Genomic DNA, 20,097 nt, shown 5'->3' with positions numbered 1-20,097 from the left:
AAATTAGCTACAAAAGTATCATTATTTTTCTAACTTATCCTCTAACATTAAAAAGAAGCTATATTCTTCTGCTATTTCTTTTAAAGCATCAAACCTACCAGAAGCACCTCCATGACCTGCATCCATATTAGTATGTAAAAATAACATGTTGTCGTTTGTTTTTACATCTCTAAGCTTTGCAATCCATTTTGCTGGTTCCCAGTATTGTACTTGACTATCGTGCAGTCCTGTAGTAATTAACATATTTGGATATGCCTTCGGAGCTACTTGGTCATAAGGAGAATACGATTTCATATAGTCATAATATTCTTTATCGTTCGGATTTCCCCATTCGTCATATTCACCAGTTGTTAATGGAATGGTATCGTCTAACATGGTAGAAATTACATCTACAAAAGGAACAGCAGCTATAATTCCGTTATATAATTCAGGATTCATATTGATAATTGCTCCCATTAATAAACCACCCGCAGAACCACCCATGGCATATAAATGCTTTGGCGATGTATAATTATTATCTATTAAATACTTAGAACAATCTACAAAATCGTTAAACGTATTTTGCTTGGTTAGCATTTTACCATCTTCATACCAAGCGCGTCCTAAATACTCACTTCCTCGAATATGTGCCAAGGCATATACAAAGCCTCTGTCTAACAAACTTAAACGTGTTGTTGAAAATCCGTCAGAAATTGTATGCCCGTAAGAACCGTAAGCATATTGTAAAATAGGTGTATCTTTGGTAAGCTTGGTATCTTTATGATGTACAATTGACAAGGCTACTTTTTTACCATCACGAGCCGTTACCCAAATACGCTGACTTACATAATTATTTTTATCAAACTTCCCACCTAGAACCTCTTGTTCTTTTTTAATTTCTTTTGATTGATCTTTCATATTAAAATCAATCACAGAACTTGGCGTAGTCATTGAATTATATGAATAACGAATTACATCAGTATCAAAATCAGGGTTTCCGTATACTCCTGCCGAATATGTTTCTTCGTTAAAAGGCAAATAATAATCTTCGGTATTATCCCATCGTTTAATACGAATTTTATTTAAACCGTTGGTTCTTTCTTCTAAAACTAAATAGTCTTTAAAAATTGAAAAATCTTCAAATAACGTATCTTCTCTATGCGGAATTACATCCACCCAATTTTCTTTGGTTGTTTTATCCTCAGGCGTTTTCATCAACTTAAAATTCGTTGCACCATCTTTATTTGTTTTGATATAAAAATGATCTTGGTAATGTGCAATATCGTATTCTAAATCACGCTCACGAGGTTGAATCATTCTAAAAGTTCCGTTAGGATTATCGGCCTCTAAAACCTGATATTCATTAGAAACCGTACTATAAGAACCCATTACTAGGTATTTTTTCGATTTTGTTTTGGTGATAAAAGCACCGAAAGTTTCATCTTTTTCTTCAAAAATTAATACATCATCAGCCGTATCAGTTCCTAAAATATGTTTGTAAATTTGTGAACTACGTAAGGTTTCAGGGTCTTTTTTAGTGTAAAATAACGTCTTATTATCGTTTGCCCAAACAGCCCCACCTGTAGTATTTTCTATTTTATCAGGATAAATTTCACCTGTTTCTAAATTTTTTATTTTGATACTATATTGACGACGGCTTACCGTATCGGTGGCAAAGGTTGTTAATTTATTGTCAGGAGAAATACTTAAACCTCCTAATTGAAAATAATCATATCCTTTCGCTTCATTATTTACGTTGAACATTATTTGTTCATCAGACTCTAAAGTTTCCTTTTTACGACTGTAAATAGGATATTGCTGTCCTTTTTCGTAGCGTGTAATATAAAAATAACCATTACTTTTATAAGGTACAGATTGGTCATCTTCCTTTATACGCCCTTTCATTTCCTCAAATAAATCTGCTTGAAAATCCTTGGTGTGCTTTGTTTTTTGCTCATAAAAGGTATTTTCATCAGTTAAATAATCGTACACTTTTTGAGTTTGTGCGTCTTTAACTTCTGCATTTTTTTGCGCATCTGTTAAACGCATCCAAAAATAATCGTCGACACGTATATCTCCGTGCTTTTCTAAGGTTTTTGGTTGCTTATCGGCAATTGGAGCAGTACTATTTTCTTGATTATTTTTTATATTATTTTTATTCATGTCTTTGGTTTTGCAACCAACAAAAATAAGGCTAAAAGCAATGATATACGATATGTTTTTTTTCATTTTAGTTAAAATTAGTTAAATTATTGTCTTATTATTTTCCTTTTTTCTTTGGATAAATTAAATTATTAATTTGCTGGTGAAAGTACTATTTTTGCTATTACTATAAAACATAAAATAGAAAACAAATGTTTGGAGATATTTCAGGAATGATGAGTAAAATTAAAGATGCTCAAAAAAATGTAGAAGCTACAAAAAAGAGGTTAAACACCGTTTTAATCGACGAAGCAACCGATAGCGGAAGTTTAAAAATTACAGTAACAGCTAATAATGAAATTAAAGCAATTTCAATTCACGAATCTTTATTAGAAGATAAGGAAGAATTAGAAGATTATTTAATTTTAACTTTAAATAAGGCATTAAAAAGAGCAGGACAAATTAACGAACACGAATTAGCTGTTGCCGCTAAAGACGGTATGCCAAACATTCCAGGAATGGATATGTTTAAATAAAAATGTTTTTACAATTAGAAAACTATATGTTGCCTTGCCTAAACAAAAAATTCTTCGGAATTGATTGTTTAGGCTGTGGTATTCAGCGGGCTTTAAGCTTTATTATACAAGGCGAATTTACCGCTGCCTTTAAAATATACCCTGCTATTTACACCCTTTTATTACTAGCCTTAGTACTTGTTATCAACTTCTTTTTTGATGTTAAAAATACTCAAAAAACAATTCGTATTTTAGCTGTAATAAATGTGCTTATTATAGCAATCAGTTATGTTATGAAAATGAATCAACTACTTTAAAAAATAAAAATTATGGAAACTATAGATCAAGAAAAATTACCAAACGCAACCGTTGCTTTAGTCTTAGGGATTTTATCAATTTTAACCTGTTGTTTTTACGGAGTTATAGGGTTACCCTTAGGTATCACTGCCGTTATTTTAGGAAATAAAGCCGTAAAATTAGATACTGAAAACCCAGAACAATATACTGGTGTTAAAAATGCAAGCGCAGGTAAAATACTAGGAATTATTGGTATCATACTTAATGTTCTTTATATTCTTTGTATTCTATATGTATTTTCAATAATCGGATGGGATGCTATAGGAAATGAAGAATTAATGCTAGAAAGATTAAACGAATTACAAAATCAATAAATATTATTATTTTTGATAAAAAGCAACCTTTAATAGGTTGCTTTTTTTATGCTTAAATTTTTAAATAATCCTGTAAGTAGTTTATTTCGATTGATATTGAATACCATTATTTTTAGGATTATTCAAATCAATCCAAAAAATGGCGGTTGGTTCATTTGCTTCCATTTGTCCGTTATTATTTTTATCAGCTTTTGCAAATACGTACATAAAATCATTTGCTGAATCATACTCCGAATTCATTACCGAATAATTTTCAGGAATTAAAGCACGCTTACCAATACCATGAATATCAAAATAATAAAATCTCCTTAAATCTTTTACCGTTATAAATCCATCATTATTAGAATCTTGGTCATAAACAGACACCATATAATATTTTCTATTTATTGGTTTATAATTTAACGTATCTTTTGAAAAAGCAGGATAATAAAGTGTTTTTATTAAAACAGGTTTCTCAAAAAACTTATTTTGCTTTTTTGTATTGTTATTATAGTGCGATATATTAATAAAATTATACCCATAAACAGCTTTAAAACCAGGCATAAAATTATGATTCCAATTATTTCCGATACCTTTGTTAGCATAATTTGTATGATAATAATTAGATCCTGTAAATGATTTATTCGTTTTCTTATTGTAATTAACCTTATAAATAGGCGTTAATCTATGTTTCGGATTATTTGTTAATAAAATATTTCTAGGTCTTGATTCGAAGTTTAGAGAATCAATATTTAATCCAATAATTTTTTTACCTGTTTTATCTTCTGATATTTCTCTTACTTGAAAACCTTTCTTCTCAATCGAATTATTATTACAACTTACAATCGCAAGAACTAAAAATAATATAGATACAATTTTAATGCTATTCATTTTTGATAGATAAATTTAATACGGTTTTAAATTGCTTGTTTTCATTTCTAACACCATTAATAAGCTATTAAAAACAATAAAAAGCAATGGCGAAATAGAAAAATTATGTTCATCGATGCCCAATACTATTAATGTCATCATAGTAAAAGGCACTAAAGGAATCAATACAAATGTAAAAATTTTAATATAAAGCACTCCCTTTGCAAGTTTTACAACATTTAATCTAAAAAAAATTATAGGATGCTTTTTCATGATATAGATGTTTTTAAAAATGAACAGTAGTATCATTATATTAATTCCTTGTAAAATTAGGTATTCTGGTAAAAAAGGAATAATAACTAGCCATTTTTTATACACAAAAAAGGTTATTAGTAATACCGATAAAAATATTCGAATTGCCATCGATTTACTATTATTTACAATTACATATCGTAAGATTCCACTTCGCTTTTCCTGTGTAATTCTTTGAATTATATCTTCTGGAAATACAATAAAAGGATTTAAAACACTTAATATTATAAAAAGAATAGACGATACTACTTGAAATTGTATTCCATTTAGTAAATAATTAAAATAAGTGGTTTCATTTTGAGCACTACCGACTCCATAAAATAATATATTTAAAACAGCTACTCCAATTAAACAGGCATAAACAACAATATTAAAGCGACTATTTTTTTTACTATCTGCTGATGTTCAATATTCTCTTCGTTTTTTACTGAAAATTTAAAGGTATTAATTTCAGCATGAGAAATACTCACTTTTTTAAAAACGACGACCATTATAAAAATTATAAAAGAAGAAAAAACAACATACATAATATACAATCCCATAAGCTATTTTTTTTATTAGTGTAATATAAATAAAATTTACTTTTGTATGCTACAATCTTTAAGACCATTTAGAAACGTGAGGCATCACATCATCTTTATCTTGTTTTTTGATACTAAAAAAATAACGTAATTTTGCCCACTATTTTATCACAGAATTCACAAACGCTGTACTTCTTTCAAAAAAGCATGAAAAACGAAAAAACTTGGTTACAATATTACAAAAACAGTTTATCTGATAGCGAAAACTTAGCCATTGATATTGATAAAATCAAAAACTTATTTCAACAAGAAACAACTGATTTAAGTAATGCTATTATCAATTCAAAACAAGCCAATGAATTGTTGGATATTGAAGAACGTCGAATTAATCGAATAAAAGGTGTAAGTAAAAAAGACGACCCAAAATGGTATAAAGTAGAAGAAACAAAAATAGTTTTATCTCCTTTTCATTTAACATATCAAACCAATGATGATTTAAAACACAAACCACGAGATATTTATCCATTTTGGATAATTGCAATGGTTAATCGTTCGGGAGAATTAAAAGCTCCTAAAGAATTATTCCCTTTAATTGTACGTAATTATTTAACACCAATTGCTGACATTAAAAATGATTTTATTTTTTCTGAAATTGATATCGTTTTAGATGCTAAAGATATGGAAGCACCTCAAACTTATTATGAAGATGAAACAGTATCTTGGGCTGAATATTGGGCATATATAAATGATGTATTTTCACAAATTACCACAAATAGTTTACAAAACTATCAAGTTGAAAAATATACGACACAATATCAATTGACTTATTTTGCTCTTAGTTCAAAAATTTCTACAGCAAAAAGCATTCTTTTTTTGTATGAAAACTTATTAAAAAACACTGAAGAAATTCCTATTTTATCAAAAATAATAAATCCATTTATCAAGGATAAAAAAACACCTGTAACAGATGCTGATTTTTTAAATTACAATCAATTGCATTTGGGGCAAATGTCTAATAAATTTCCGTTATCTATAAGTCAACGCAAAACATTATTATCCTATTTAACTTCCGAAGAAAATGCCATTACTGCCGTAAATGGTCCTCCAGGAACGGGTAAAACAACACTTTTACAAAGTTTGGTCGCTACTGAATTTGTAAAATCGGCAATTGAAGGAAAAGATGCGCCCGTAATTTTAGCATGTTCTAACAATAATCAAGCGGTTACCAATATTATTGATAGTTTTATCAACTCTAAAAGTTCGTTAGAAGAATTATCTGCTCGTTGGATACCTAATTTTAACGGATACGCAACTTATTTACCTTCAAATTCTAAAAATGAAAAAGCTTTGAAAGATATTAATTTTTTAAAGGGAAATATGTTTGGTAATGAGGGAACTTTATGTGATTTAGAAAATGAAAAATACTTAAATGAAGCTGAATATTATTTTTTAACTAATTATTGTCATTATTTTAATGCCGAAACAAATTCATTAGAAGATGTTTGCGATTATCTGCAAGACGAAATAATTACCATTGAAAATACTTTAATTGAAGGCACCAATTTTTCAAGCGATTATATAAATAGCATCAATTATATTAATAATATTCTTTTAAATAAAGATGATTATATAAAAAAAGATATTTTTAAAATAGGAAAATTAAAAGAATGGCGTACTATAATAACTCGTTTAAAATCTACTATAAAACAAAATGATTTTCATCAAAAAATAACTCAATATTTTAAAATTGATACTGATATTTCTGAAAACAATTCAGAAGTTATTTTTAAAATATCAGAAAAAAATATTGAAAATTATGATAACGCTATTTCGTTTATAAAAGAATGTATTGCTAATTTAAACATGGCTTTACAATCAAATTTACAGTTAAAGAACTGGAAAACAGAAAATAAAATTAAAGGATTTCCATATATCTCAGAAGTTCAAATGTGGAATAATGAATATGAGAAAATAAATTCAAACAATCATACTCCACGATTTTTTTATGATGAAATAGATATCGAACTACGTCATAAATCTTTTTTATTTGCTGTTCATTATTGGGAAGCTCGTTGGTTAATTGCTACAAAATATGCACTGAACAATGACACTGAAAAAGGTACTGGCGAAAATTCAATTAAAAATAAATGGAAACGAAGAGCTATGCTAACGCCTTGTTTTGTTGCTACTTTTTACACTGCACCAAGTCATTTTTTATACAGTCAATTTTTGGGTGAAAATGAAAATGGAAAACCTGATTTCGACTATTTACCTTTATACAATTTTTTAGACCTTTTAATTGTTGATGAAGCTGGACAAGTAACTCCTGAAGTTAGTATTCCAATGTTTTCTTTAACTAAAAAAGCCTTTGTTATTGGTGATTTAAAACAAATTGAACCTATTTGGTCTATTCCTAATAAAATTGATATCGGAAATTTAACTACACTTAATATGCTTCAAAATGAAGAAGATGAAGCATATTTAAAAAACATCGGATTTTTAGCTTCTAACGGAAGTATTATGAAAATGGCACAAAATGCTTGTGAATTTGAAACTCCTTTATCCGAAGAAAAAGTACAAGGATTAGTTTTATTAGAACACCGAAGATGTAACGATGAAATTATTAATTTCTGTAATGAACTTGCCTACAACGGTATTTTAAAACCAATGAAAGGAAAAGCTAAAGAGAATCAAATTTTCCCGTCAATGATGGCGTATCATGTGGCAGGAATTAGCGAACGTAAATTTAATAGTCGCTGTAATATTAGCGAGGTAAAAGCAATTATTACTTGGTTACAACAAAATAAAGAAAAAATTCAAGAGGCTTATAATGTTGAAAACATTGAAAATATTTTAGGAATTATTACGCCTTTTGCTAGTCAAAAAGGAGAATTATCACAAGCTTTAACCCAAGCAGGTTTTAAAGTAAACAATATCAAATTAGGAACGGTTCACGCCTTACAAGGTGCTGAGCGTAATATTATTTTATTCAGTTCCGTGTATTCTAACGAAGATGAAGGAACTTTATTTTTTGAAAAAGATAACAAACCTAATATTTTAAATGTTGCGGTTTCTAGAGCAAAAGACAGTTTTATTTTATTTGGCGATACTCGAATTTTTGATGAAACAAAAAACACACCATCTGGAATTTTAAAAAAGCATTTAAATATTTATGAAATGGAGAAGTAATATATAATTGTCAGAAGTAAAACTGTCAGTTCGAGTAATTTTTTTCCTTCAAAAAAATTGTATCGAGAACTTATTTAATAGTAAATTCAAATTTATCAATATAAAATAATTCAAATTCTCGATACAATTTTAATTCCTTTTAGTCATTAAAATCACTCGAATTGACAAATAACTGCGGCAAATCAGAATATAAAATTTAAACAGGCACTACAAAAAGATTTATTTGAAGCAATTTCCCGCTTTCCGCACTCGCTTTTTTTTGAAGAAAAATCAAAAAAAGAGCTCAAACAGATGCTTCAATCGGGGCTAGGCATTTGTACTCTATTTTTTATTCTTTCAATATTGAATAATTATTTCATCCGAAGAAAAAAAACACAAAAAATTACGCACAAAAAAAAGGAACGATTAAAAACCGTTCCTTTTATATATTAAAAATTTCAGAAGCTTATTTTTTAAACTCAGAAATAGTTTTCTTAATAATAGCGATACAATCCATTAATTGCTCTTCAGTCATCACTAAAGGTGGTGCAAAACGGATAATATTTCCGTGTGTTGGTTTAGCTAATAATCCGTTATCACGTAAGCTCATACAAATATCCCAAGCAGTAGTACTTTCTTCAGTATCGTTAATTAAAACAGCATTTAATAAACCTTTACCTCTTACAGATAAAACTAAATCAGTTTCATTAGCAAACTCAGCTAATTCAGCTCTAAATATTTTACCTAAACGCTCAGCATTTTCAGCTAATTTTTCATCTTGTACAACTTCTAAAGCAGCAGTAGCAACTGCAGCAGCAATAGGGTTACCACCAAAAGTAGAACCATGGTTTCCAGGTTTAATAACATTCATAATGTTATTATCAGCTAATACAGCAGAAACAGGGTATGCTCCACCAGAAATAGCTTTTCCTAAAATTAAAATATCAGGTTTAACATTTTCATGATCTACTGCTAACATTTTACCAGTACGAGCAATTCCTGTTTGAACCTCATCAGCAATAAATAACACATTATGTTTAGCACATAATTCTCTAGCAGCAGCTAAATAACCTTCAGAAGGTACGTAAACTCCCGCTTCACCTTGAATAGGTTCAACTAAGAAACCTGCAATAGTTGCATCACTTTCTAAAGTTTCTTCTAAAGCTTTTAAGTTATTATATTCTATTTTAATAAATCCATTTGTAAATGGACCAAAGTTCTTACGAGCTATTGGGTCATTAGAAAAAGAAATAATAGTAGTAGTACGCCCATGAAAATTGTTTTCACAAACAACTATTTTTGCATCATTTTCGTTAATACCTTTAACTTCATAAGCCCATTTTCTACATAATTTTAAAGCAGTTTCAACCGCTTCAGCACCAGTATTCATTGGTAATAATTTATCAAAACCAAAAAGCTCAGTAGCAAATTTCTCATATTTACCTAACATATCGTTATGAAAAGCACGAGAAGTTAATGTTAATGTCTTTGCTTGGTTTACCATTGCATCAACAATTCTTGGGTGACAATGTCCTTGGTTTACTGCCGAATAAGCAGATAAAAAGTCATAATATTTTTTTCCTTCAACATCCCATACGTGTACACCTTCACCTTTACTTAATACCACTGGTAACGGGTGATAATTGTGTGCTCCGTGTTTGTCTTCTAATTCAATCGCTTGTTGCGAAGTTAATTGGTCTAAAGCCATTTCAAAATAATTTTTAATTAATAAAAAACTATTCCTGTTCACCTTTATCCTTTCGAAAAAAATCGAAAATTCAGCGTGGGAAAGAAATCATCCCTAAAAAGTGTTGCAATTTACTAAATATTAAACTTTTTTAAAGTTTAAATCTTACATTTTTCAAAAAAATAAAACATGTCTTTTTTATGTTTTAACGCTTGTTAAAAATTATCTCTAATTTATTAAAACTATTTAACGAATTATAAAAGTGACTAAACATAAAAACAAGGGTCATAGCAATAACTAAAAACCAAATAAATTATGAATCAGATTTTAAACACTTACAATCAAATTACAGGCAGTTTTGGGAAACCTATTAGTGCCTTACTAATTATTATACTAGGATGGCTTATTGCTAAGGTAGTTAAAACACTAATTGATAAAATAAGCGACCGTAGTGGCTTAAATAACACTCTAAGTAATAGTAAAGTACGTTTTGGTGACTTAATTTCAAAATTGGCATACTATTTAATAATGATATTTGTTTTTATGTTAGCTCTGGACAAGCTAGGAATGACAAGTGTTTTAGAACCAATTAAAGAATTATTAAACGGATTTACTCAATTTATTCCTAATATTGTAGGGGCAGGGCTTGTCGGCTATATTGGTTATATGCTAGCTACTATAGTTTCTGAATTAGTAAGTTTATCAGGAGGAACAATTCAAAAATTTGCACCAAAATTAAACCTCCCTGAAAATATTAATATTGTTACTATCCTTAAAAAAGTTGTATTTATTTTTATATTCATTCCACTTTTAATTGCTGCTTTAAATATTTTAAATATTGATTCTATTTCTCAACCAGCAACTAACATGCTAGAAATTTTCTTTGCCGCAATTCCTAAAATATTGGTCGCTACATTAATATTAATTATTTTTATTATAGGTGGTAAATTTTTAAGTAATTTACTTAAAGATTTATTAGATAGTTTAAACTTAAACGAAATATTAAAAAGCGCTAATTTAGACTCTTTTACTGGTAAAGCAAATGTTGAAAAATTAATTTCAAATATTGTATATGCTTTTATCGTATTATTTGGTATAATGACTGCTATTGATAAATTAGAATTCAGTAAGCTTTCTGAAATTATGAATACAGTATTAAACCTTGCAGGAAATATTTTATTTGGATTGGTTATTTTAGCAATAGGAAACTGGATTGCAACTATCGCTTCTAAAAACTTTATGAAAAGTGATGACAATAAATTTGTAGGAAGTATTGTTAAAGTTGCTATCTTAGCAGTTTTCTTAGCAATCGGATTAGGTAAAATGGGTATTGCTGATGACATCATCAATTTAGCTTTCGGAATAACACTTGGCGCAGTAGCATTAACAGTAGTACTTTCTTTTGGATTAGGTGGTCGTGAGGCTGGTGGTAAACAAATGGAAAAAATACTAAATAAATTTAACAACACTATGAAGTAATAATGATGTTGCTAAAAAAGAATAAGCTTTAAAAACAGTCGTTTACTGTTGTAAAAACACCTCTATAGAGGTGTTTTTTTTGCTCTAAAAAAAAATAAATTTTTAATTGTTTTTCAACTATTTTTAGAAGACCTTTAAACTATGAAAACAGCTTCGTTATACTAAAAAATACACACTGTTTTTTCATCAAAAAAACAAAACACATATACTTAAAACCCTTATCTATAAAATTATGAAAAACATAAAAAAAAACTTATTTTCTTTGCTTATTTTAGCTGCAATATCAACAACTATTAGCTGTAAAACTACCACTTCGGCAGTAAACACAAAGCTAGACAAGAAAACTGAAAAAATGCTAAAAGGAAATTGGACTATTAGCACTGTAAACTATACAGGTGCTAATTTATTTAAAGTAACCTCGTTTAATATTGCCGATTCTAACTGTTTTGTAGGAAGTAATTGGAGTTTTATTTCTAACAATAATAAAGGGCAAATGAGACTTAATAACCCGAGTACTTCTTGTCTTGATTTTAATTCGCCAACTACTTGGTACATTAACAAAGATGGAAATTTTGTATTAAAAATAATCAACAGACATAAAGCGAAAAACGTAAATAATGGCTTTGTTTTAAATATCAATAACTTAACACAAACAAGTTTTGATTTAGTTGATAAAATTAACGTTGCAGGCACAATTAAAAACATCACTTACTCTTTTCAAAGAAAATAATACAACACTCATTTAGCAATAAAAATCACATACTTTTAAAAAAATACATCATGAAAAAAACAATTATTTATAGCTTTTCGGTTTTAGTTCTAACAAGTAGTTTACTTACTTCTTGTGGCGCTGTTAAAAATGCTAATAACACCCAAAAAGGAGTCGTAATTGGTACCACTGCAGGCGCAATTTTAGGCGCCGTTCTTGGTAATAATTTAGGAAATGGTAAAAACTCAGAACTAGGCGCTGTTTTAGGGGGCGTTATTGGTGGTGTTGCCGGTGGAACTATCGGTCATAAAATGGACAAACAAGCCCGTGAAATTAAAGAAGTTTTACCGGGAGCTGAAGTAGAAAGAGTTGGTGAAGGAATTATGCTTACTTTAGGTGAAAATGCCGTTCGCTTTAACACCAATAAATCGAGCTTAACAACAGCTGCTAAAGACAATTTAGACAAATTAGTTCCTGTTTTTGAAAGCTATAACAATACCGATATTGTAATTTATGGCTATACCGATAGTACTGGTAGGGCTGAATACAACCTAACTCTTTCTGGTAAAAGAGCCGATGCGGTAAGAAATTACTTAGCAAGTAAAGGACTTGCAACAAGCCGATTCAAAACCAAAGGTTTAGGTATTAACGACCCAATTGCCTCTAACCAAACAAAAGAAGGAAGAAGTAAAAATAGACGTGTTGAATTTGCTATTGTAGCTAACCAACAAATGATTAAAGAAGCAAAACAAGAAGTAAAACAATAAAATATTGGTTATTTTATATAAAAGGCTACTCAAATGAGTAGCCTTTTTTGTGCTATCAATCCATAACTTTTCATAATTTTGCAAACTTATACATAACAGAAGATGCCACGTAGAGAACGAAATAAATTTGTAAGAAAGAATCAAGTTTTAGAATTAAGAATTGAAGATTATGCTTTTGGAGGAAAAGGAATCGCAAGAATAAAATCCGAAGAAGGTAGTTTTGTTGTTTTTGTACCTAATACCTTACCGGGTCAGTTGGTAAAAGCACAAATTAGCAAATCGAGTAAAAAATATGCCGAAGCAAAATTAATCGATGTTTTAGAAGCGTCAAAAGATGAAGTTGCCCTACCTTTTCAAGACATCCCTGGAGCACCTTATATTCAATTACCAATTGAATTACAACATCAATATAAAAAAGAAAGTACCTTATCGTTATTTAAAAGAATTGGTAAAGTTGAAAATGTTGACGATTTATTTGATGAATTTATCAGCTCTCCAAACGTATTTCACTATAGAAATAAAATGGAATACGGTTTTTCAGCAATTGGATACGACAGAGTTAACAAAACCGATGCCGATTTTTTTACCCTAGGATTTAAACGTCGTGGAACTTGGTGGATGGGCGATAACCTAAACAAAGATTCTGGTTTATTTGATGCTCAAGTTGAAGACAACCTAAAAGTAATTCGTGAATATTGCGAAAAAACAGGTTTAGCACCTTGGCACGGACCAAAAAGAGAAGGTTTCTTCCGATATTTCGTAGTGCGTAAATCATATAAAACCAACGAATTATTATTTAATTTAGTAACTACTTCTGCTGATTTACCAAAATTTGATATGCCCGCTTTTGTGAGCTTATTAAAAGATATTTTTGGCGATCGTTTAGCAGGATTACTACATACAATTAACGATGAAGTTGGCGATAGAACCATTGCAACATCAGGAAGTATTGAGCTTGTTACTGGTAAAGATAAAATTGTAGAAGAATTATTAGGTTTAAATTTTGAAATCAGCATGAAAAGCTTTTTTCAAACAAATCCTAAATCGGCAGAAAAATTATACACCAAAGTAGTTGATTATGCTCTAGAAAATAAAGAAGCTATTGACAACACCGTTGTAATGGATTTATTCTGTGGAACAGGAACTATCGGACAGATTTTAGCCTCAAGAAGTGAAAATGCCAAAATAGTTGGAGTTGATATTGTAGCATCAGCAATTGAAGATGCTAAAGAAAATGCGAAACGAAACAATATTGAAGGCTTACAATTTTATGCTGCCGATGTTGGTAAATTTTTATATGAACATCCGCAGTATCAAAATAAAATTAAAACCATTATTTTAGATCCTGCTCGTGCTGGTATTGCTCCGAAAACATTGCGTAAAATTATCCGCTTAAATGCCGACAGAATGGTTTATGTTTCTTGTAACCCTGCAACACAAGCTCGTGATACTGAAGAATTAATGAACGCTGGTTATAAACTAAAAAAGATTAGTTTAGTCGATCAGTTTCCACACACAGCACATATAGAAACTGTTGTTTTATTCGAAAAATAATCCCTTACCTTATTAATTATTAAATGAAAAAATATATCCTTCTTTTGTGTAGTTGTTTTATAGGAATTTCAGCTTGTGAAAAAGATGATTTCTGTATTCAAAACCCTGTAACACCTAACTTAGTGTTGCGTTTTTATGATAAAAAAAATACTTCTAAAAAAAAGAAGGTTACCCGTTTTTCTATTATAGCACAAGGTAAAGACAGTCTTTTTGTAAACCAAGAAGCTGATTCAATAAATATCCCATTAAACAGTTTGGCTACCCAAACTGTTTATACCTTAAAAATGAATGCTACCGATAATTTAGCTATCAATAACAAAATAGCAACATTAACTATAAATTATAAGCCCGAAGAAGTTTATGTTTCTCGTTCGTGTGGCTATAAAGTTATCTTTAATGATGTAAATTTAAAGCATACAGGTTGGATTGATAACATATCAACTTCTGAAATTACGACTATTGAAAATCAAACAAAAGCACATGTACAAGTATATTATTAGTAGCTATTTATTATTTGTTTCTGTAAATGGTTTTTCTCAGAAAACAGCATCATCTGAAATAAAAAAAGACACGCTAACCTATAAAACACGTACAGGTTTGCGTTTAGGTGTTGATATTAGCAAACCCGCATTAGCAATTGTTGACAAAAGTTACAGTGGTTTAGAATTTGTAGGTGATTATCGTGTTTCTAAAAATTGGTATGTAGCCGCCGAAGCAGGCTACGAAGAAGAAATTAGCTTTGAAGATTTCACCTGTTCAACCGCCAAAGGAAATTTTATTCGACTTGGCGCTAACTACAATGCCTATAAAAATTGGCTAGACATGAATAACGAAATTTATGTTGGTTTTAGGTATGCTGCCGCGCTTTTTGATCAAACTTTAAATAGCTATAAAACAAATGTTGGCACGCCTTATTTTCCTTCAAACACTATAAAAAAACCGATTACCGAAACAGGGCTTACCGCACATTGGACTGAAATTCAACTAGGTATTAAAGTCGAAACCTTTAAAAACCTATTTTTAAGTGCAGGGGTTTCTTATAAGGTAATGCTTCATTTAAACGATCAAAAAAACTTTAAAACATTATATGCCCCAGGCTTCAATCGTGTTTTTGAAAGCCATACTGGTTTTGGTTTTAATTACAGTATTTCCTACTTTATTCCTTTTGTTAATAACTAATTTAAGCTACTAAGCCTTATTTTTACTACCTTTACACCTTGTAATCATTAAACTTATTAACAATGAATAAAATTCCAAGCGTAAATTTAGCAGATTTTTTATCTGAAGATAAAAATAGAAAACAAAAATTTATCAATGAAATTGGTGACGCTTATCAAAACATCGGTTTTGTAGCTTTAAAAGGTCATTTTTTAGATGATGAGTTAGTTGATAATTTATATACTGAAATTAAAAACTTTTTCGATTTACCTACCCATATAAAAAAGAAATATGAAATTCCTGGTATTGGCGGACAAAGAGGCTATATTTCTTTTGGAAAAGAAAGTGCTAAAGGAAAAAAAGAAGGCGATTTAAAAGAATTCTGGCATTTTGGGCAGTATGTAGATGCGGCTTCTAAATACGCTAAAGAATATCCTGAAAATGTAACTGTTGAAGAACTTGCTAAATTTAATGAAATAGGTAAAAAAACCTATCAAATGCTAGAGAAAACAGCCAAATATGTACTGCGTTCATTAGCGTTACATTTAGATTTAGAGGAAACTTACTTTGATAATTTCATTAAAGATGGAAACAGTATTTTGCGTCCTATCCACTACCCGCCTATTCAAAGCGAACCTAAAGGTGCTGAAAGAGCAGCTGCTCATGGCGATATTAATTTAATTACCTTATTAATGGGTGCGCAAGGAAAAGGATTGCAAGTTCAAAACAATAATGGTGAGTGGCTTGATGCTGTTGCACAACCTGATGAATTGATGATTAATGTGGGTGATATGTTGTCGCGCCATAGTAATAATAAATTAAAATCAACCATACACAGAGTAACCAATCCGCCGAAAGAATTATGGGGAACATCGCGTTATTCAATTCCATTTTTTATGCACCCTGTTTCTGATATGAAATTAGATGTTTTAGAAAATTGTATTGACGAGCAAAACCCAAAACAATTTGAAGATATTACTGCTGGTGAATTTTTAGACGAACGCCTACGTGAATTAGGCTTAAAAAAATAAGCTTAAAAAAAAACAATATAAAACAAGCATGGATTTTAAAGATCAATTAAAAAACTTATTTCCCGATCATCAAGAAAGCGAAGTAAAGGTTGAAAAAAAGTCAGAAATTTGGCTACAAGACGACCCGATACTTTGTAAATATGAAAAACGCAAAGGAAAACCTACTACTATTTTAGATGGCTATACCGGCGCTACCGAAGATTTTAAAAAATTAGCTAAAGAAATTAAAACCAAACTTAGTGTTGGTGGTAGTTTTAAGGATGATAAAATAATTATCCAAGGTGATTATCGCGATAAAATCATGCAAATTTTAAAAGATAAAGGCTTTAACGTTAAACGTGTTGGAGGTTAATCTAAATCATAAAAAAAAGTGTTAGAATTTACAAATTCTAACACTTTTTTTATTTAAGAGCCTAGCCTCCAAAAAAATTTGTAACATCAAAATAATATGGCAAGGGTTTAAAACCCTTGTTTTAAAAATAAAAATGCGTCAAACTGAATTTAGTTCAGGTTCACATCCTAATTTGCCGTCGTTTTTTGCCACTATATTTTTTCAGATGAAATTGAAACAGATTCTAAGTATCTTTTAAGTTTAAAACTTTCTTTATAGCAAAAACCCCTAGCCCCGATTGAAGCATTTGTTTGAGCTCCTTTTTTGATTTTTTTCAAAAAAGAGCGAGTGCGGAAAGCGGGAAATTGCTTCAAATAAATATCAAAGAAAACAAATACTTTTTATAAATTTTCTTTATCTGAAGTAAGAGTTTCTAAAAATGCTTTTATACTCTTAATATCAGACTCTTCTAAATCTTTGTCTAACTGAACTTTTCCCATTATTCTGATGGCATCTTCTAACTCGGCAACACTTCCGTCATGAAAATAAGGCGCTGTTTTTGCTACATTTCGTAACGATGGCACTTTAAAAGCATACAAATCAACCGCTTTTTGAGTTATTGAAAACACGCCTTTATCAATCACTTTACTTTTAGTATGCTCCCAATAAGGTCTTATATCGCTACCAAAATTTCTAATTTTTCCGCCACCAACTCCCGGGCCGTCATGGCAATTAATACAACCTCGAGACATAAAAATAAACAAGCCTTTTTTCTCTTGCTGATTTAACGCCTGCTGATTTCCTTTTAAATATTCGTCAAATTTCGAAGGTAATAATAGTGTTCGCTCAAAAGCACCAATGGCTTTTGTTAAATTATCAAAACTGATTGGATTTGCTTGATTTGGATAAGCTTTTTTAAATAAATCTTGGTATTTTTCAATTTCACTAATTTTATCAACAACAGCTTGTTCACTTTCCATTGCCATTTCTACCGGGTTTAAAATAGGCATTCCTGCCTGTTCTTCTACCGTTTTTGCTCGTCCGTCCCAAAATTGTGCAATATGCAAGCTCGAATTAAATACCGTTGGCGAATTTCGAGTTCCTGTTTTACCATCAACTCCTTTTGATACTGCTTGGGTATCGGCACCAAAATTATCTAAATCATGACACGATGCACAGCTAATTGTATTATCTTTTGACAACCTTTTTTCTTCAAATAATAATTTCCCTAAAAATACTTTATCGTTGGTAAGCTCATTAAAAGAAACATAATCGTTTGCTGGCAATGGCGAAAAAATTTTAGCTGCTTCCGATAATAAATTTTTATAATCGTCTTTTTCAGATATTTCAACCACTTCTTTATTTTTACTACACGAATAAAAAATAGCAAAGCCAACTATCAATATTATTCTTAAGTTAAAAAAATGTTTGTTTTTCATTATTTTTATTTGATTTTAGTTTAAATTAAATACATTTGCAAATATATAATTAATCTAAATAAAGATAGAATGAAATTTAAATATCTTTTAGTGCCAATTTTAGCTAGTATGCTAAATATTTCATGTAATAGTGATGATCAAAAACCAACTGAAAAAGAAGAGAATTCATTTTTAGACCCTCGAATTGCAGAATTTACAACTATTGAAAAAAAAGGGAATACGGTATATGTTAAAAATATGTTTACCTCTGCTGAAAATGAAAACAAAGACCTTGTATATACCAAGTTTGATCTTGAAAAGGCAAAATATGTAACTGATGACTCTTGGGATATTGCATTTTCAAGTAGAATTATCATTATAAATGGTGGCGAATGGACCCAAGGGTATACCTCGGGAGGTGTACATGAACCAATGCGAACAAAAAATGCCTCCGCAGCTATTATTAAAGATGATTATGAAAATATATCTGTAGTTCCTAACGATGCTATTTTTAAGCAAGATGGGATTGGGAAAACGGCTATTGATGATTTCGGAAAAGGAATGTTTGACCCTTACGAAATGCACGCCGATCACACACTTCGAGTAAAAAAGAACCGTACTTTATTGGTAAAAACTAAAAATGGACACTACGCCAAAATAGCTATTGAAGATATTTATAAAAACGGCGACACCTCTGGTACAATGAATGAGGTTCTTGGGCATAAATACCCGTATTACACCTTCAAATATTTTTTAAACCCTGTTGTAGGAAACAAAAAACTTAATTAAAATAATCATAAATAACTAGTCATGAAAAAAACAGGGATTCTGTTAACAAAAGCAATTTTAGTACTTCTTTTTACCACCTTTACAGCATGTTCAGACAGTGGAGATGATTTACCAGTAGTAAAAACAAATACCAAAACTATTGAATTTACAACAAGTGCAATTGGTAACCAAATAGAAACAGCTAAACAAACAGGTGAATTTCAGAAATTTAGCTTTAAAGAAGGAGTTTTAGAACCAACTAGTGACGATTGGGATTTTGCCGTAAGAGGACGCGTTTTTCTAGTAAATGGACTTTCAAAATACGAAGGTGGCGAAAAAATAGGATTAGAAAATGAACCTAAAAGAACTAAAGACGTAGCCGTTTCAGTACAAGAAGATGAGTATCAAACTCGTACTTCTGCTCTTGGATTACCTGACCATATTTACAAACAAGACGCTTTAAATAGAGGTTACGAAAATTATATAGCAGCTATAAATTGGTTACCTCGAAACTTTTCTGGTGATTCTCGTAAAACATGGTACTACCGTTCTTCACAAAATCGTGACCTTTTATTATTAAAACCAATCGTTTTTATTTTTAAAACTCATGACGGACATTTTGCTAAAATGGCAATAAAATCAATCAAAAGAACAAATACTGATTTTGATAAAAAAGAAGATATTGATTACGTAATTCAATATTATTACAATCCTGAAAAAGGAAACCCTAATTTAGATGAAAAAATACAATAATTTTTAATTTTAGTTTCTCATAATTTTTCTAAATGTTTAAAGTAGAACTGTGTAATAGCAGTTCTACTTTTTTTTGGAGCTATTTCCCGCTTTCCGCACTCGCTTTTTTTATTTTTTCGAAAAGAAAAATAAAAAAGAGCTCAAACAAATGCTTCAATCGGGGCTAAAAAACCTCACTTATTGAAAAAAGACAAAAAACAGTACTTTTTTTTAAAAAACTAACAATCTAAATAAATACTTTAGTAAAATACCTGCTATTTTTTATATATTACACCCCCTTAAAAA

20 protein-coding genes are annotated in these 20,097 nt (G+C 29.9%); 14 read left to right on the top strand and 6 right to left on the bottom strand.

The genetic code is table 11. The features are described from left to right. Window positions 1-21: 21 nt before the first annotated feature. The gene (locus tag ABNT14_RS05335; protein WP_431607942.1) at window positions 22-2,208 is read right to left on the bottom strand and encodes a S9 family peptidase; all 2,187 of its coding nucleotides are present in this window, start codon (window positions 2,206-2,208) and stop codon (window positions 22-24) included. 125 nt (window positions 2,209-2,333) lie between these two features. Between ABNT14_RS05335 and ABNT14_RS05330 the strand changes: the two genes are divergently transcribed. The 3 genes from ABNT14_RS05330 to ABNT14_RS05320 are packed head-to-tail and all read left to right on the top strand — an operon-like array spanning window position 2,334 to window position 3,307. Continuing rightward, the gene (locus ABNT14_RS05330) at window positions 2,334-2,657 is read left to right on the top strand and encodes a YbaB/EbfC family nucleoid-associated protein (protein ID WP_058884980.1); all 324 of its coding nucleotides are present in this window, start codon (window positions 2,334-2,336) and stop codon (window positions 2,655-2,657) included. A 2-nt stretch (window positions 2,658-2,659) separates the two neighbouring features. After that, on the top strand, window positions 2,660-2,953 hold the full coding sequence (locus tag ABNT14_RS05325) for a DUF2752 domain-containing protein (protein ID WP_232114227.1): 294 nt from the start codon (window positions 2,660-2,662) through the stop codon (window positions 2,951-2,953). A 12-nt stretch (window positions 2,954-2,965) separates the two neighbouring features. Then, a complete protein-coding gene (locus ABNT14_RS05320) occupies window positions 2,966-3,307 on the top strand; it encodes a CCC motif membrane protein (RefSeq protein WP_234984975.1) in 342 nt (113 codons plus the stop codon). Window positions 3,308-3,388: 81 nt separating this feature from the next. Here ABNT14_RS05320 and ABNT14_RS05315 read toward each other — a convergent pair whose 3' ends face one another. The 3 genes from ABNT14_RS05315 to ABNT14_RS05305 form a co-directional block, all read right to left on the bottom strand. Continuing rightward, a complete protein-coding gene (locus ABNT14_RS05315; RefSeq protein WP_101902060.1) occupies window positions 3,389-4,177 on the bottom strand; it encodes an EF-hand domain-containing protein in 789 nt (262 codons plus the stop codon). 15 nt (window positions 4,178-4,192) lie between these two features. Further along, window positions 4,193-4,579 (bottom strand): hypothetical protein, encoded by a 387-nt coding sequence (locus ABNT14_RS05310; protein ID WP_101902059.1) that lies wholly within the window; start codon window positions 4,577-4,579, stop codon window positions 4,193-4,195. Between the two features lie 236 nt (window positions 4,580-4,815). Continuing rightward, on the bottom strand, window positions 4,816-5,010 hold the full coding sequence (locus ABNT14_RS05305; protein WP_101902058.1) for a hypothetical protein: 195 nt from the start codon (window positions 5,008-5,010) through the stop codon (window positions 4,816-4,818). 186 nt (window positions 5,011-5,196) lie between these two features. Between ABNT14_RS05305 and ABNT14_RS05300 the strand changes: the two genes are divergently transcribed. After that, a complete protein-coding gene (locus ABNT14_RS05300; protein ID WP_101902057.1) occupies window positions 5,197-8,178 on the top strand; it encodes a DEAD/DEAH box helicase in 2,982 nt (993 codons plus the stop codon). A gap of 445 nt (window positions 8,179-8,623) precedes the next feature. Here the strand turns inward: ABNT14_RS05300 and rocD are convergent, their stop codons facing one another. Beyond that, entirely contained in the window at window positions 8,624-9,865 is a 1,242-nt protein-coding gene (rocD, locus tag ABNT14_RS05295; RefSeq protein WP_101902056.1) for an ornithine--oxo-acid transaminase, read from the bottom strand. 294 nt (window positions 9,866-10,159) lie between these two features. On the opposite strand from rocD, the gene ABNT14_RS05290 reads away from it, so the two are divergent. From ABNT14_RS05290 to ABNT14_RS05255, 8 genes are all read left to right on the top strand, one after another. Then, a complete protein-coding gene (locus ABNT14_RS05290) occupies window positions 10,160-11,323 on the top strand; it encodes a mechanosensitive ion channel (RefSeq protein ID WP_101902055.1) in 1,164 nt (387 codons plus the stop codon). A gap of 232 nt (window positions 11,324-11,555) precedes the next feature. Next, entirely contained in the window at window positions 11,556-12,053 is a 498-nt protein-coding gene (locus ABNT14_RS05285) for a lipocalin family protein (protein WP_200809366.1), read from the top strand. Between the two features lie 50 nt (window positions 12,054-12,103). Then, complete coding sequence (locus ABNT14_RS05280; protein ID WP_101902054.1) at window positions 12,104-12,799, top strand: OmpA family protein; 696 nt, start codon at window positions 12,104-12,106, stop codon at window positions 12,797-12,799. Between the two features lie 102 nt (window positions 12,800-12,901). Further along, window positions 12,902-14,353: a 23S rRNA (uracil(1939)-C(5))-methyltransferase RlmD gene (gene rlmD, locus ABNT14_RS05275; protein ID WP_101902053.1), complete on the top strand. Its 1,452-nt coding sequence runs from the start codon at window positions 12,902-12,904 to the stop codon at window positions 14,351-14,353. Window positions 14,354-14,376: 23 nt separating this feature from the next. Further along, window positions 14,377-14,853 (top strand): DUF6452 family protein, encoded by a 477-nt coding sequence (locus ABNT14_RS05270; RefSeq protein ID WP_101902052.1) that lies wholly within the window; start codon window positions 14,377-14,379, stop codon window positions 14,851-14,853. Next, window positions 14,834-15,532: a DUF6048 family protein gene (locus tag ABNT14_RS05265; RefSeq protein ID WP_101902051.1), complete on the top strand. Its 699-nt coding sequence runs from the start codon at window positions 14,834-14,836 to the stop codon at window positions 15,530-15,532. Before ABNT14_RS05270 ends, ABNT14_RS05265 begins: the two co-directional genes overlap by 20 nt. 62 nt (window positions 15,533-15,594) lie before the next feature. Continuing rightward, the gene (locus ABNT14_RS05260) at window positions 15,595-16,542 is read left to right on the top strand and encodes an isopenicillin N synthase family dioxygenase (RefSeq protein WP_101902050.1); all 948 of its coding nucleotides are present in this window, start codon (window positions 15,595-15,597) and stop codon (window positions 16,540-16,542) included. 28 nt (window positions 16,543-16,570) lie between these two features. Then, complete coding sequence (locus tag ABNT14_RS05255; protein WP_058884968.1) at window positions 16,571-16,894, top strand: translation initiation factor; 324 nt, start codon at window positions 16,571-16,573, stop codon at window positions 16,892-16,894. A gap of 380 nt (window positions 16,895-17,274) precedes the next feature. Here ABNT14_RS05255 and ABNT14_RS05250 read toward each other — a convergent pair whose 3' ends face one another. Beyond that, window positions 17,275-18,312, bottom strand: a complete 1,038-nt coding sequence (locus ABNT14_RS05250) for a cytochrome-c peroxidase (RefSeq protein WP_101902049.1) — start codon at window positions 18,310-18,312, stop codon at window positions 17,275-17,277. A gap of 69 nt (window positions 18,313-18,381) precedes the next feature. Here ABNT14_RS05250 and ABNT14_RS05245 point away from each other — a divergent pair, with 69 nt between their 5' ends. Both ABNT14_RS05245 and ABNT14_RS05240 read left to right on the top strand, forming a co-directional pair. Next, a complete protein-coding gene (locus ABNT14_RS05245) occupies window positions 18,382-19,080 on the top strand; it encodes an HmuY family protein (RefSeq protein WP_101902048.1) in 699 nt (232 codons plus the stop codon). Window positions 19,081-19,101: 21 nt separating this feature from the next. After that, window positions 19,102-19,812, top strand: coding sequence for a hypothetical protein (locus ABNT14_RS05240; RefSeq protein WP_101902047.1), 711 nt, complete (start codon window positions 19,102-19,104; stop codon window positions 19,810-19,812). Window positions 19,813-20,097: the final 285 nt, after the last annotated feature.

This window comes from Tenacibaculum dicentrarchi (assembly GCF_964036635.1).
In the GTDB taxonomy this organism is placed as follows: domain Bacteria; phylum Bacteroidota; class Bacteroidia; order Flavobacteriales; family Flavobacteriaceae; genus Polaribacter; species Polaribacter dicentrarchi.
This window is presented reverse-complemented; position numbering and strand designations above follow the sequence as displayed.

Excerpts from the sequence above, each read along its gene's own strand:
- ABNT14_RS05335 (WP_431607942.1), bottom strand. The coding sequence starts at position 2,208 with ATGAAAAAAAACATATCGTATATCATTGCTTTTAGCCTTATTTTTGTT.
- ABNT14_RS05330 (WP_058884980.1), top strand. The coding sequence starts at position 2,334 with ATGTTTGGAGATATTTCAGGAATGATGAGTAAAATTAAAGATGCTCAA.
- ABNT14_RS05325 (WP_232114227.1), top strand. The coding sequence starts at position 2,660 with ATGTTTTTACAATTAGAAAACTATATGTTGCCTTGCCTAAACAAAAAA.
- ABNT14_RS05320 (WP_234984975.1), top strand. The coding sequence starts at position 2,966 with ATGGAAACTATAGATCAAGAAAAATTACCAAACGCAACCGTTGCTTTA.
- ABNT14_RS05315 (WP_101902060.1), bottom strand. The coding sequence starts at position 4,177 with ATGAATAGCATTAAAATTGTATCTATATTATTTTTAGTTCTTGCGATT.
- ABNT14_RS05310 (WP_101902059.1), bottom strand. The coding sequence starts at position 4,579 with ATGGCAATTCGAATATTTTTATCGGTATTACTAATAACCTTTTTTGTG.
- ABNT14_RS05305 (WP_101902058.1), bottom strand. The coding sequence starts at position 5,010 with ATGGGATTGTATATTATGTATGTTGTTTTTTCTTCTTTTATAATTTTT.
- ABNT14_RS05300 (WP_101902057.1), top strand. The coding sequence starts at position 5,197 with ATGAAAAACGAAAAAACTTGGTTACAATATTACAAAAACAGTTTATCT.
- rocD (WP_101902056.1), bottom strand. The coding sequence starts at position 9,865 with ATGGCTTTAGACCAATTAACTTCGCAACAAGCGATTGAATTAGAAGAC.
- ABNT14_RS05290 (WP_101902055.1), top strand. The coding sequence starts at position 10,160 with ATGAATCAGATTTTAAACACTTACAATCAAATTACAGGCAGTTTTGGG.
- ABNT14_RS05285 (WP_200809366.1), top strand. The coding sequence starts at position 11,556 with ATGAAAAACATAAAAAAAAACTTATTTTCTTTGCTTATTTTAGCTGCA.
- ABNT14_RS05280 (WP_101902054.1), top strand. The coding sequence starts at position 12,104 with ATGAAAAAAACAATTATTTATAGCTTTTCGGTTTTAGTTCTAACAAGT.
- rlmD (WP_101902053.1), top strand. The coding sequence starts at position 12,902 with ATGCCACGTAGAGAACGAAATAAATTTGTAAGAAAGAATCAAGTTTTA.
- ABNT14_RS05270 (WP_101902052.1), top strand. The coding sequence starts at position 14,377 with ATGAAAAAATATATCCTTCTTTTGTGTAGTTGTTTTATAGGAATTTCA.
- ABNT14_RS05265 (WP_101902051.1), top strand. The coding sequence starts at position 14,834 with ATGTACAAGTATATTATTAGTAGCTATTTATTATTTGTTTCTGTAAAT.
- ABNT14_RS05260 (WP_101902050.1), top strand. The coding sequence starts at position 15,595 with ATGAATAAAATTCCAAGCGTAAATTTAGCAGATTTTTTATCTGAAGAT.
- ABNT14_RS05255 (WP_058884968.1), top strand. The coding sequence starts at position 16,571 with ATGGATTTTAAAGATCAATTAAAAAACTTATTTCCCGATCATCAAGAA.
- ABNT14_RS05250 (WP_101902049.1), bottom strand. The coding sequence starts at position 18,312 with ATGAAAAACAAACATTTTTTTAACTTAAGAATAATATTGATAGTTGGC.
- ABNT14_RS05245 (WP_101902048.1), top strand. The coding sequence starts at position 18,382 with ATGAAATTTAAATATCTTTTAGTGCCAATTTTAGCTAGTATGCTAAAT.
- ABNT14_RS05240 (WP_101902047.1), top strand. The coding sequence starts at position 19,102 with ATGAAAAAAACAGGGATTCTGTTAACAAAAGCAATTTTAGTACTTCTT.